This window comes from Caulobacter sp. GW821-FHT12D05, assembly GCF_058807295.1.
In genome coordinates this window covers 1442899-1455528 of record NZ_JBXAQO010000001.1, presented here as the reverse complement: position 1 = coordinate 1455528, position 12630 = coordinate 1442899, and the positions used below count along the sequence as shown (strand labels likewise).

General features: G+C 66.3%; 16 protein-coding genes. All 16 read left to right on the top strand.

What is annotated here, in order from left to right; genetic code table 11:
- Window positions 1-36 precede the first annotated feature (36 nt).
- The 16 genes from AC1RRR_RS06330 (at window position 37) to AC1RRR_RS06255 (ending at window position 12539) form a co-directional block, all read left to right on the top strand.
- Entirely contained in the window at window positions 37-1332 is a 1296-nt protein-coding gene (locus AC1RRR_RS06330) for a phage major capsid protein (protein ID WP_492811431.1), read from the top strand.
- Window positions 1333-1407: 75 nt separating this feature from the next.
- On the top strand, window positions 1408-1860 hold the full coding sequence (locus AC1RRR_RS06325) for a hypothetical protein (RefSeq protein WP_492811430.1): 453 nt from the start codon (window positions 1408-1410) through the stop codon (window positions 1858-1860).
- A gap of 68 nt (window positions 1861-1928) precedes the next feature.
- Window positions 1929-2285: a hypothetical protein gene (locus AC1RRR_RS06320; protein ID WP_492811428.1), complete on the top strand. Its 357-nt coding sequence runs from the start codon at window positions 1929-1931 to the stop codon at window positions 2283-2285.
- Between the two features lie 2 nt (window positions 2286-2287).
- Window positions 2288-2848 (top strand): head-tail connector protein, encoded by a 561-nt coding sequence (locus tag AC1RRR_RS06315; protein WP_492811427.1) that lies wholly within the window; start codon window positions 2288-2290, stop codon window positions 2846-2848.
- Window positions 2849-2892: 44 nt separating this feature from the next.
- Window positions 2893-3267 (top strand): head-tail adaptor protein, encoded by a 375-nt coding sequence (locus tag AC1RRR_RS06310; protein ID WP_492811426.1) that lies wholly within the window; start codon window positions 2893-2895, stop codon window positions 3265-3267.
- Between the two features lie 2 nt (window positions 3268-3269).
- Complete coding sequence (locus tag AC1RRR_RS06305) at window positions 3270-3461, top strand: hypothetical protein (RefSeq protein ID WP_492811424.1); 192 nt, start codon at window positions 3270-3272, stop codon at window positions 3459-3461.
- Complete coding sequence (locus AC1RRR_RS06300; RefSeq protein WP_492811423.1) at window positions 3454-3888, top strand: DUF3168 domain-containing protein; 435 nt, start codon at window positions 3454-3456, stop codon at window positions 3886-3888. The genes AC1RRR_RS06305 and AC1RRR_RS06300 overlap by 8 nt, the downstream gene beginning before the upstream one ends.
- 81 nt (window positions 3889-3969) lie before the next feature.
- Window positions 3970-4419 carry a phage tail tube protein gene (locus AC1RRR_RS06295; protein ID WP_492811421.1) on the top strand — a complete coding sequence of 150 codons (450 nt, stop codon included), beginning with the start codon at window positions 3970-3972 and terminating at the stop codon, window positions 4417-4419.
- The gene (locus AC1RRR_RS06290) at window positions 4419-4889 is read left to right on the top strand and encodes a GTA-gp10 family protein (RefSeq protein WP_492811420.1); all 471 of its coding nucleotides are present in this window, start codon (window positions 4419-4421) and stop codon (window positions 4887-4889) included. The genes AC1RRR_RS06295 and AC1RRR_RS06290 overlap by 1 nt, the downstream gene beginning before the upstream one ends.
- Before the next feature lie 152 nt (window positions 4890-5041).
- On the top strand, window positions 5042-5461 hold the full coding sequence (locus AC1RRR_RS06285) for an HK97 gp10 family phage protein (protein WP_492811419.1): 420 nt from the start codon (window positions 5042-5044) through the stop codon (window positions 5459-5461).
- 3 nt (window positions 5462-5464) lie between these two features.
- On the top strand, window positions 5465-7669 hold the full coding sequence (locus tag AC1RRR_RS06280) for a hypothetical protein (RefSeq protein ID WP_492811418.1): 2205 nt from the start codon (window positions 5465-5467) through the stop codon (window positions 7667-7669).
- Window positions 7666-8217 (top strand): hypothetical protein, encoded by a 552-nt coding sequence (locus AC1RRR_RS06275; RefSeq protein ID WP_492811417.1) that lies wholly within the window; start codon window positions 7666-7668, stop codon window positions 8215-8217. The genes AC1RRR_RS06280 and AC1RRR_RS06275 overlap by 4 nt, the downstream gene beginning before the upstream one ends.
- The gene (locus AC1RRR_RS06270) at window positions 8217-8825 is read left to right on the top strand and encodes a hypothetical protein (protein WP_492811416.1); all 609 of its coding nucleotides are present in this window, start codon (window positions 8217-8219) and stop codon (window positions 8823-8825) included. Before AC1RRR_RS06275 ends, AC1RRR_RS06270 begins: the two co-directional genes overlap by 1 nt.
- Window positions 8822-9247: a DUF6950 family protein gene (locus AC1RRR_RS06265; RefSeq protein WP_492811415.1), complete on the top strand. Its 426-nt coding sequence runs from the start codon at window positions 8822-8824 to the stop codon at window positions 9245-9247. Before AC1RRR_RS06270 ends, AC1RRR_RS06265 begins: the two co-directional genes overlap by 4 nt.
- Window positions 9244-12309, top strand: a complete 3066-nt coding sequence (locus tag AC1RRR_RS06260; RefSeq protein WP_492811414.1) for a hypothetical protein — start codon at window positions 9244-9246, stop codon at window positions 12307-12309. The genes AC1RRR_RS06265 and AC1RRR_RS06260 overlap by 4 nt, the downstream gene beginning before the upstream one ends.
- Window positions 12310-12311: 2 nt before the next feature.
- On the top strand, window positions 12312-12539 hold the full coding sequence (locus AC1RRR_RS06255) for a hypothetical protein (RefSeq protein ID WP_492811413.1): 228 nt from the start codon (window positions 12312-12314) through the stop codon (window positions 12537-12539).
- Window positions 12540-12630 lie beyond the last annotated feature (91 nt).

Below are 12630 nucleotides of genomic sequence, written 5' to 3'. Positions count from 1 at the left end.
GCGCGCCTTCTCACGGCCAACTCAATAGGAGGTTCTATGAACCTGGCCATTCTCCAGGCCGAAGCGCGGGAAATCGCCCAGCGCCAAGCCACTCGCCTGCAAGCGGCCATCGACGGCAACCGCGACCTGACGGCCGAGGAGGAAACTGCTGACGCGGCTGACACCGCCCGGCTTACCGAGCTTCAGACGCAGATCCAGCGCGCCACCAGCCTGCAAAGCCGCCTCTCCACGGCGTCGACCATCGCCTTGTCGGCCGGCCCTGATCTGGCCCCGGCTCGCAGCCGCGTCGAGCCTCAGGCGCGCACTCCGGGTTCGGGCTTCCGCAACATGGCCGAGTTCGGTCAGGCGGTCCGTCTGGCCAGTCCTGGCGCTGGCGCCGCCTACCGTGTTGACGAGCGTCTCGCGGCCCCCACCAACGTCGTCACCGAAACCGGCGACGCCGCTGGCTCCTATCTCGTGCCGGCGGACCTTCGCGACGAGATCGTGAACCTGGCCTATGACACGGAAGCCGACGATCCGGTACTGAACCTGATCTCGCCGCTGCCGACCGCCTCCAACCGGGTGGGCGGCCTGGGTTCCGAAGTGACCCCGTGGGGCACTGGTGGCGTGCAGGCCCGCTGGCGCACCGAAGGCGAGCAGATGACCCCCAGCAAGCCCGGCCTGAAGCCGCGCGAGGTCAAGCTCAACGAGCTGTACGCCTTCGTCCTGGCCACTGAAGAGGTGCTGGAAGACGCGCCGCGTCTCCAACACCTGCTGACGACCGAGTCGGCCGCCGCGATCCGCTGGAAAGCGAGCGACAGCTACGTCTGGGGCGATGGGGTCGAAAAGCCGCTCGGCTGGATGGCCTCGGACGCCCTGGTCACCGTGGCCAAGGAGAACGCGCAAGCGGCCGACACGATCGTGCGCCAGAACGTCGGCAAGATGTACTCGCGCATGATCAATCCCGGCCAGGCCGTGTGGCTGGCCAACTCGGACATCATGCCGACCATCATGGACATGAAGTCGGATCTGGGGCAGCCGGTGTGGTTCCCGAACTATGCGGAGTCGCCCGGCGGCACGCTGCTGGGCCGGCCGGTGTACTTCACCGAACACGCCGCGACGGTCGGCGACCTGGGCGATATCCAGTTCGTCAATCCGAAGGGCTACGAAGCCTTCCGCAAGCAGAACGGCGTTACCTTCGCCGACAGCATCCACCTCTACTTCGACTACAACATCCGGGCGTTCCGCTGGATCTTCCGCGTCGGCGGTCAGCCCATGCTGTCCAAGCCGCGCGAACCGGCGCGCGGCAACAGCACCAAGTCGCACTTCGTCGCCCTGGCTGCCCGAGCCTAAGCGCGCTCGGCTGCTGAAACGGGCCGCGCATAGCCGGCGGCCCCTCACGTCATCGTCAAAAATTGGAGCCTTGAGATGCAAAGCAATCTCAATCCGTCGGCGCGCGCCTCCGTCGTCGGCGTTATCGACCCGGACGCTTATGCGGCCGGCACCTACACCACGGCCTGGATCGACATGCAGGACTGGTACAGCCTTCTGGCCGTGCTGTCGGTTGGCGACTTCGTCGCGACCGGCGTGCTGAACGCCAAGTTTCAGCAGGCCACCGACAGTGGTGGCGCGGGCGCGAAGGACGTGGCGGGCTCGGCGATCACCGCCCTGACCCAGGCTGGGACCGACGACAACAAGCAGGCGCTCATCAACCTGCACTCGTCCGACCTGGACTACAACGGCGGCTTCCGGTTCGTGCGGCTGTCCTCGACCCTGAGCACCGCCGGCGCCGACTTCGGGGCGGTCGTGCTGGGGATGAGTCCGCGCTACGGCGAGCCCACCGACAGCGACGCCGCCACCGTCGACGAGGTCGCGGGCTAACCCCTCGGGTCGCGCGGACAGGCTTCGCGCGACCCGTTTGACTGCCTCAAGCCGCAGGAGCGCCAGGCATGACAATCAAGTTTCTGGCCGACTATTCCGTCGGCACGCCCCCCGAACACTTCCAGGCGGGGCAAGTCCTCAAAAACCGCGACCACGCCAGCGAGGCCCACTTCGTGCGCCGCAAGGTCGCCGCTTATATGGCGGCTGATGGCGCCCTCACTGACTTCGACGGCTTGCCGGTGGCTGACACGGTGACCGGTCCCAAGCCGGTCAAAAAGCCGGCCGGCAAGGCGGTGACGGCCAAGCCGAAGGTGAAGGCCAAGGGCCAGGCCAAGAAGACGACCGCGCCGGCTGGGCGGCAACTTCCGGCTTCTGTCATTGGTGTCGCTGATGTCCGCCCTGCGGCCCCGATCGCCAAGGAGTGAGCATGCACATCGCCGTCGTCACGCCGCCTGCGCCTTGGTTGACGCTCGCCTTGGTAAAGACCCAACTGGGCGTGGATCACAGCGAGCAGGACTCTGTGATTGAGACCTACATGGCGGCGGCGATGGAGCACCTAGACGGGCCTGACCGCTACCTGCGCCGTCCTGTCGGTCTCCAGGTTCTTGCAGCTACGGTCTACAGCCTCCCGGTGAACCGGCGACCTGGCTGCGGGCTGCTGCTGCCGTGTCCGCCAGTCACCGCGATCAACGACATCGACTACATCGGCGCTGACGGTGAGGTCGTCGAGGTAGATCCTGACGCCTACGAATTGACCGCCGATGGTCGGCTGCAATTGGCGCACGGACAGTCCTGGGCGCCGCGTCGTAGTGCGGACGATCCGATCACGATCAAGTTCACTGCCGGCTACGCCGCCGTTCCCAAGGCGATCGTCACGGCAGCGCTGATGCATGTCATGGCCATGTTCGACGCGGGCGACGAGGGGGCCGGCTTCCCAGGTCCCGCCAAGGTGCTCGTGGACGGAAATTACCGTCTGCCGCGCGTCTAGCGCCCGCGAACCGGGTTCGCCTGCCTCTCATTTGGACGTTCGATATGGCCCGTCGCGGCGCGCGCAAACTGCTGAACCGCATCCTGCTCCAGCGCCGGACGCTGGACGACAACGGCGATCCGTTGGGGCCTTGGGGGGCTGTGCCGAGTGAAGCTGATGACTCGGCTTGGGCCGCGCAAGTCGTGTGGCTGAAGGGCGGCGAAACCGTCATGGCGCAACGCCTTCAGGGCGTGCAGCCGGTCGTCATAGTCCTGCGCGCCTGCACCACCTCGCGGGCGGTGGATAACGCGTGGCGCGGCGTGGATGTGCGCGACCGTCAGGTCTACGAATTTTCCGGCGCGACCCTGACTGAAGACCGGATGTGGGTCGAGGTCCTTGGCGGGGCCAAGGTGGGAGACCTCGCCGAGCTGGAGGGCTGACGATGGCCCGTGTCCAGTTCTCCGACGACTACCGCTATCGCCCCTCAGCCCTCCGCCAGATCTGCATCAAATACCGCGCCGGGCGCGCCTACACCGTCAAGCGCGAGTGCGCTGACGCGGCGGTCGCTGCTGGCGTCGGCGTCGAGATCAAGCCGCCGAACAGGGCGATGAACAAGGGGCCGGTCGATGCCTAGTCCTGCTCTGCCGTTCAAGGCCGCAGAAGAGGCCGCGCTTCGCGCCTCGGCCGCCCTGAAGACCGCGATGGGCATCACCGGGGCGAACCCGGTTCGTCTGTATACCGAAGTGCCGAAGAACGCGCCGTTGCCGTACGCGGTGATCGGGCAACACGAAATCGACGACCTGTCGTCGGGCTGTGGCGAGGCGCACTCGATTATTTCCACGGTCCAATGGTGGACTAAGGACGTCGGGCCGACGAAGGGCTCGGACGCCGTTCGCGAGCAGGGCGCGGCGATCATCGCGGCGCTCTTTGTCGAGCTGGTCATCGCCGGCCACGACACGGTGTTGGTCGAGATGGAAGATCCTGAACGCTACGCCACCGACCCCGATCAGTCGAGCCGAGGCTTGGTGGCCTTCCGGTACGAAACGACCGCGCTGGCCTGAGGCTGGCACATCCATTCGAGGCCTCGCCTCGCATCCCGGCCCGGGAAGGGCTTTCCGTTCTCAAGTTGAAGGAGCCAGCCGATGGCGGCTGTCAAACACGCCAAGGGCGTTGCCCTGGTGGTCAAGATCGGCGACGGCGCTGACCCCGAGGTCTTCACGCCGCTGTGCTCGATCAATGCCGCGCGCGGCATCTCGTTCACCGGCGCCATGAACGAGATCGCCATTCCGGACTGCACGGATCTCGACAAGATTGCGTGGCTGGCGCGGGAGGTGTCCTCGCTGTCGGTCAACGTCACCGGGGCGGGGCTGCTGAACACGTCGGACGTCCAATCCACGTTCGAATGGTGGAAGTCGGGCGAGTCCAAGAACCTCCAGGTGATCGTGGACGTCCCGTCGTCGGCCGGCGGCGTCGTGTTCGAGGGCGCTTACAAGCTGCCGGAGTTCGCCCTGAACGGCGAGCCGGGCGACAAGCAGCAGTTCACGTGCTCGCTGGCCTCGGACGGCGAAGTCACCTGCGAGGCCAACACCTGATGAGCGGCACGGGGGAAACCCGCGAAGATTTCGCCGGGGAGGAGCGGACATTTCGCATCCGCCTCGGCGAGATCCGCCGCATCGAGGCCAAGTGCGGTGCGCGCATTGGCCTCGTCGCCCAGCGCCTGGCCAGGGCCGTTCAGGCCATCAGCTCGGCCGGCGGCAACTACGTCGGCGCTCTGGCAACCGGTATCGAGGTTGGCGCGGAAGACGTTCGCGAGACGCTCTATCAGGGCCTGCTGGGCGGCGGCATGACCTCGCCCGACGCGACGAACCTAGTTCGCTCCGAGATCGACGATCGGGGGCTCCGGGGCATCACCGACAATGTCGGCGTGGCGCTCATGGTCCTCGTCGCGACGTCGGAGGCCCCGAAGCTGCCGGGGGAGCGCAAGGCGAAGCCGAGGACGGCGAAGAGCAAGGCCCGCTCGACTTCGCCCAGATCTACGGGACCGGCCTCGCCATCGGCCTAACGCCCCGTGAGGTCGACCTTCTGACCCCGTGGGAATTCATCGCCGCTGTCGATGGCTGGAAGGCCGCTAACGGCGTCGAGGAGCCGCCGCCGTTCCCGACCCCGGCCGAGCATGACGCGCTGATGGCCAAGTACGCGTAGGAGGGCGGGGCGATGGCCTATGCTAAGATCCAGGGCCGCCGGGCGCATAAGGCCCGGCTGGCCAAGATCCCGAAGGCCGTGAAAGACGCGGTCGCGAGCCAGCTGGCGGTTGAGGTCGACGGTTTTGTCGATGCCGCCAAGCGGGCCGCCCCGGTCGACTACAAGTCCGACAACCCTGGTGAATTCCGCGACAGCATCCATGCCTATCCGAACCCCAAGAAGGGGCTCAGCTACCACGTCATCGTGGACGCCAAGGATGAAGACGGGAAGCCGATCGCGGCGCACATCGAGCAGGGGCACCGAGCGCCCGACGGCACCCACGTCCCAGCGCAGCCCTCGTTCTTCCCGACCTACCGCGCCCGCCGCAAGGGCATGAAGCGCCGGATCGCCGCCAAGGGGCGCAAGGCCATCCGAGAGACCTACGAGGGTTAGATCATGGCGTCGTCCAAGGACCGCGAAGCCCTTCTGCTGACGATGTCGGCCGACATTCGTACCCTGCAGAAGTCCATCGACAAAATGAACGGCGTCTCCGATGCCGGGTTCGACAAGATGGAAAAGCGCGCTTTCAACGCGGCGCGCGCGGTCGAGAAGTCGCTCGGCGATATCAAGCTGCCGAAGAAACTGGCGCAGGAGCTGAACGACTTCGGCGCGGACATCGGCACCGGGCTGCGCGACATCTCGCGCGCGTCCCAGATCGCGGTGGCGGCTATCAGCGCCTTCGCCATCAAGTCGGCGGCTGACGCCGAGGACATCAACTCGGCGTTCACCGAGACGTTCGGCAGCATGGCCAAGCAAGGCGAGGCCGTGGCCGCTAAAATCGCGGAGGACTTCTCGCGGTCGGTCACCGACGTCAAATCCAACATGAACACCCTTCAGCAGGTGATGAAGGGGCTCGGCCTGAGCTCGGAGCAGGCGTTCAAGGCCACCCAGGCCCTGGCCGCCCGCACGATCGATCTGGCCAGCAACAAGAACATTTCCGATGCCCGCGCGGCACAAGCCATCCTATCGGGCCTGACTGGCGAAACTGACGCCCTCAAGGGTCTGGGCGTGGTGATCACCGACGCGTCCACCAAGGCCGAGCTGCTGCGGATGGGCTTCAAGGGCAACGTTGACGAGGCGTCAGAGGCCGCCAAGGCCACCGCCCGGTTGAACCAGATCCTGGCCAAGACCGCGTTCGCGCAAGGCGATGTGGCGCGTACGTCAGATGGTGCGAACAACAAGTTGAAGGCGACGCAGTCGGAGGCGAAGGACGCGGCCATTGCGCTCGGTACGCAATTGCTGCCGGCGTTCATTCAGGTGGCGGAGGCCGCGACTGACACGCTGAAGGCCTTCAACGACATGCCTAGCGGCGTGCAATTGGCGGGACTTGCGCTGCTGGCCTTCATCGGAGCGAGCGGGCCGATCGCGGGGCTGCTCGCGAACTTGGGCCGCGTGATTGAGCTGGCAAAGGCGACGAGGCTTGCGCTGCTTGCTGTGCCCGGTGCGAGTGCTGCCGCAGGGGCGGCGGGCGCTGCGGGCGGCGCGGTCGCTGCCACGGTGGGCGGGGCCGCGCTGACGGCAGGCACTGCCGCGAGCGTTCTCTCGCTTAAGGGCGACACCGCCCGGATCTCGCGTCAGACCGTCCTTAACGCGCGGCTGAAGGATGAGGAGCTGATCCGTAAGCGGATCTTGGAGTATGAGGGAAAGTCCGGGGCGGCAGCGGAGCGCAAGCTTCAGTTCTGGCAGAAGCAGCTCGCCGCTAACCAGGAAGAAGTCAGGACGCTACGCGCCCAGGACCGAGCGGAGCGCGTCTCGGAGAACCGCGCCAATCAGCGAAAGAAGACGGCTGAGGCGCCCGACACAAGCGTTGTCGGCGGTTTCACTCTAGCGCCGACCGACAAGACCGGAGGCAATGGTAAGGGCGGCGGCAAGAAGCTGAAGGCGACCGCCGTTAGCGGGCGTCGCGCCGCGCCGATCAACGAGGGCTCGCTGCTCATCGTCGATGAAAAGACGATCATCGACCTCGCTGAGATCCTGATGAAGCCGGTCACGGTGAACTCTGATCCGTCTGGCTTTGTCGCTGCCGACGACGCGGTGATCCCTGGCGCGGAGGAGCTGCGGGAGTATCAGGATCGCCTCTACGACCGCACATACGACGGGGTCCGCGGTGCGCTTGAAGCGGCGTCGCGCGACGGAGCTGACGGCTTCGCGGACCACCTGAAGTACGCCGTTCGCAATCATCTCCTCGACACGCTGGCGGACATGTTCACCGGCTTCTTGACCAAGCAGGGTGGCGGCTCCTCCTGGGTCGAGAAGGGCGGCAAGATCGCCAAGCTGTTCGGCTTCGCGGGCGGCGGCAACCCGCCGGTCGGTGAGCCGTATGTCGTCGGCGAAAACGGCCCCGAAATCCGCGTTGACCGGGCGGCCTCGACCATCCTGCCGAACAATATCCTCCGGGCGCTCCAAGGCGGGGTTCCAACCCGTGCGCCGGCCACGACCATCAACCAGTTCCGGCTGGATCTGTCGGGGGCCGTGGTCACGCAGGATCTACTCGACCAGGTGAACAGTCTGGTTATGACGGGTGGCGTCCAGGCCACGATGGCTGCTCGGACCATGGCCCGATCCGACTTGGCCCGTAGAAGTCGGAATATCATCCCATGAGCGTGACCTTGCCGGCGCTGCCGCGTAAGACCCGTGTTAGCCCGTCCTACCGAGACTTTTCGGGACGCCTGACGCCGCCAACTGGCGGTCCAGAACAGCGCGTCGCGCGCCTCGGCGACAGGTGGGCTCTGCGCTACACGCTGCCGTCGATGTCAGAGGCGCAGGCGCTGGCGTTCGTAGCCGCGCAGACCCAGGCCACCACAGAGGGCGCTACGCTGCGCGGCGTCTTTCCCCGCGAGGGCGAAAGTCCTGTTGGGGTCACGGGGATCGGCGCGGTGAATTCGACCATTGTCGCGGCGTCGGCCGTAGCTGGCGTGGTGGTCGGGATGTTCTTCAGCTTCGAGTCGGGCGGTCATGCCTACCTCCACCAGGTGACGGGCATCAATGGGTCCAACCTCAGCGTTGGCCCGCGCTTGCGGGCAGCGCTCAATGGGGCGCTGAACTTCTCTGCACCAGTCGTCGAGGGCTTTCTTGAGGGCTCGATCACGTGGGACGCCGAGGTGCTGGCGCACAGCGGCGTTAGCTTCACGATCTCCGAGGACCGTTGATGTCCCAGCTATCGCCGGCCATGGCCGACGCGCTTGGCGCGCGCTCGGTGCTGATGTTCTGCGCGGTCGAGATCGCGTTGCCAACCTACACTCTGCGCCTGCTGAACGGCCCCGGCGAGGTGACGTTCGATGGACGCACGTTTCGCGGCAAGGACGAGACGTACGGCGTGCTGGGGAGCGTGGAAGAGATTTCCGACAGTGAGGACGGCGAGGCCCCGGAGATCACCATCACCATCCTCCCGCCAACCATGACGTCGGCGGCGTTGCTGGCCAGCCCGACAGCGCAGTTCTCGGCGGTGACGATTTGGGTCGGCGTCCTAGATTTGATCACGGGCTCGGTCATCCCCGATCCGCTGGTTGTCTTCGCGGGTGAGGTCGATGTTCCGACACTGACCGGCGATGAGACCTCGCGAGCGCTCCAGTACTCGGTGACGTCGGTTTTCGAGCTGCTGTTCGAGGTCGATGAGGGGGCGAACCTCAACAACGCCTTCCACCAGTCGGTTTGGCCCGGCGAGCTGGGCTTTGAATACGTCACCGAGGTCCAGCGTCAGCTTCCGTGGGGCGCTGAAGCGCCTCGGCCGGCGGCCGTCAAGGACGTCTTATCGTGACCCTGCAAGCGCGCCAGCAGGCGCTGGCAAAGACAATTGCCGACTTCGAAAGCCGCCCGCTGATTTGGGGAAAGACCGACTGCGCGCGGATCATCGCTCGCCATGTCCGCCACATGGGACACAGCCCAAAGCTGGCCAAGGCTGGCAGCTATTCAAGCTTGGCCGGCGCGGTCCGAGCCCTGAAGCGAACCGGGTTCGCCTCTTTGCCCGACGCCCTGGACGCCATGGGCTTTCCGCGCATCCCGCCTGCCGCCGCTCTGGTCGCCGATATCCTGGCGTTGCCGGGTGACGGCGATCTGCACGCGCTCCAGCTCGTCGCCGGCAACGGTCGGGTGTGGGGCTATCACGTCGACAGTGACGTGCCTTGCTTCATCCACCCGACCCTGGCGGTCGCCATTGCCTGGAGGGTCGATCCTCGATGAGCAAAGCCCTGAAGACCGCCGGCATGGTCATCGCTGGCGTCGCCCTGGTGGCTACTGGCGTGGGTGCGGCGGCTGGCGTCGGCCTCCTGGGCGCGAGCGCCTCGGCCCTTGCTGCTCAGGCCGGCGCTTGGGCCATTGCCGGTGTCTCTTTGCAGACGCTCACAGCGGTCGGCACCGGCCTCGCTTTCCTTGGTGATGCGACGGCAAAGCCGCTGAAGGTCGGCGGCGTAGCCGGTACGCAAGTCGACTTCGCGGCCGACCCGAACGCGCCGATCCCTTATGCGGTCGGGCGAACCGGCACGGGTGGCCGGATCATCTACGCCACCACGGGCGAGGCCAAGAACCGCAACATTCTGTACAACACGGTGCTGAGCGGCGGAGCGCCGCTGAACGGCGTGGTCAGCTTCAAGGCCAACGACGAAGGCGTCGAGTTCGGGCCGCTGCAACAGGCGATCACCAGCTCGTACGCTAACCGCATGTGGCAGAACCGCCAGGTGGGTGCGATGCCGTCGCCCGCCTTTGGCCCGCCGAACACCCTGGACCCGGCGGTGCTGGGTGAGTGGACCACGGCGCACAAGCTCTCGGGCTACATGGCGTCGTGGTACGTGCTCGGCTACGACCAGAAGACTTATGCCAACGGCGTTCCCAAGGCTGTCTGGACCATCGAGGGCGCGTGCGTCTACGACCCGCGTCTCGACAGCACCTATCCCGGCGGTATCGGCCCTTGCCGTATCGACGATCCCGCGACGTGGCCTTTCTCGGAAAACCCATGGCTGAACGCCCTGGCCTGGAGCCTCGGACGCTACGCCAACGGCGTGCGCGTGCTCGGCATCGGCGCGCGGCCGGCGCTGATCGACTTCGCTGCTGCCGTGGAGGGGGCGAACGTCGCTGACGCCAACGGCTGGAAAGTCGGCGGCGTCGTCTATTCGAACGACAGCAAGTGGGACGTGCTGAAGGCCATGTGTCAGGCCGGCGGCGGCCGACCCGTGCAGTTGGGCGCGTCGATCACGTTCCTGGTCAACACGCCGCGCGTGGCGCTGGCGACCCTGACGTCTGACGACATCGTTGGCGGCTACTCCGTCCAGGCGGCGCAGTCGGTGCGTGGGCGACCGAACCAGATCATCCCGAAGTACCGCAGCGAGGCCCATAACTGGGAGATGGTCGCGGCCGGGCCGGTGAAGGTCGCCGCGTACGTCGCGGCCGACCGCAACCGTCTGCGTTCGCGCGAGGTGGATTACCCGCTCGTGCAGGACGCCAAGCAGGTCGCCCAGCTCGCCGCGTATGACCTGGTGAACGCCCGCGAGTTCGGACCGGTCACTGTGCCGTGCAAGCCGGCCTGGATGGGCTACAAGCGCGGCGACTGCATCAACGTCGCCGTGCCGGATCTGGCCATGAACGGCCAGAAGGCGCTGATCCTGGCGCGCATCATCGACCCGATGACGGGCGCCGTCTCCCTGACCTTGCAGTCGGAGACCGACAGCAAGCACGACTTCGCCCTCGGCCGCACCGCCAGCCCGCCGCCGATCCCTGGCCTGACCGGTGTCGACCCGCTGCCGCAGGCTCCGGCCAATGGCAGCTGGGTCGCGGTCGGGACGGCCTTGGCCGGCGAGGACGGCTCCCAGGTCCCGGCGATCGTCGTGACCGGTCAAAGCGACGACCCGAACGCGACGAACATCATCGTCGAGTACCGGCTCGCGGGCGTTGCCGAGTGGTCGCCCGAGGAGTTTCCGGCCACCCGCAAGCGGCTGGAGATCAAGGGCCTGGTCAGCGAGGCGACCTATCAGGTTCGCGTCCGCTACCGCACCATTCGCGGCCTGGAAAACGAGGAGGTGTTCCTCGATCTAGGCGCTGTCGTCACCGGCAAGATGATCGCGCCTATCGCCATCGTGGCGGGCGGGGTTTCGGAGATCGCCGGCCTGACGCCGGCCGAACTGGTCGACGAGCTGAAAGCCGCTTCGGCGGCCGGCGCGGCGTCCAGCAAGGCGATCCTGGATCTGGCCATGGGCGCCATCGCCGAGCGCGCCCAACTGATCAGCGAGACCTTCCACAAGGGGGTTCGGGTCAAGCGCATCCTGATCGACGACGACCAGGAATGGGAGGAGGGCGACAAGACGTTCTGGTCGCGCATGAACCTGATCGCCCTGCTGTCGGACGACGGCGAGTCGATGATCATGCGCAACGACACGCTGATGTGGTCGCCGACCCAGAGCCTGGCGCAGCACGTCAACGCGGTCGAGACGCGGATCGGCACGGACATCGCCTCGGCGACCACGGACATCAAGGCGTGGGTCAACTCGTCGAGCGCTGGGGTGCTCTGGATCAACAATCTAGAACTGCACTACGGCAACAACTTCGTCGGGCAGATCACCGAGACGTCTGAGATCGTCGCTGGCCTAGGCGGCAAGGTCGTCAACACCATCAACATCAACGGCCATATCTCGGGCACGTACAACATCAACACGGGCCTGACGTCGTCCTGGGTCGTGGTGGCTGATGAGGTCGGGTTCGCCAACTCGGCGGGGTCGACGCTCTATCCGTTCTCGGTCGTGGGCGGGATCACGCGGGCGACCAATTTCGAAGCTGATCGGGTCAAGGCCAATAGCATCGTGGCCGGCAGCATCGTCGCCAACGAGATCGTCTATTACCACATCCGCAACGGCAACGTTCTGAACGGCCACGTCGCCAGCTACGAGATCACGGACGGCACGTCGTTCGAAGGCGGCTATGCGGCGCTGTCGGTTGGGGCGTGGACCACGCTGGCAAGCGGGAGCTACTTCTGCACGGGCGCCCGACTGGTGCTGTGGTCGCAGCCGTCCGTCCAGGCGGGCAGCGGCGGGCCAAGCTACTGCTCGTTCCGTGTTCTGGTAGACGGCTCGCCGGTTGACGACTGGTCGAACTGGGTCGAGACGGGCGCGATCGACAGCAACTGCCGTCGTTCTCGCTATCAGCCCACCTACGGCTCGCACACGTTCGCGCTCCAGGGAACGCTTGAGCCTGGGTCGTCGCCGGCCACGGCGATCGTCAACATCCTTGATATCGACGACAAGCTCACGGAGCGCTGACCATGGCCCGCGTCACCGCCGTCTTCTACCGCGACGGCCTCCCGTTCTCGTTGTTCGAGGGCTGGGAGGAGCAGTTCGACCTGAACAAGGACGACCAGGGCATGCCGTACCGGCTGATGAACGGCACGCCTTGGGCGCGGATCACCCGAGCCCGCTTTGCTCCGACCCTGGCCGAGTTCGACGCGGCGTACCCGCCGGCCGAGGACGCCGGCGACCATAGTCAGGACTGACTATGTCGGCCGTCATAGACGGCCACGACTATGCTGAAGGTCGAGGAGGCCATACTCCGCGGCCTAGGCCCTATCCCTGATCCTGCAGCAT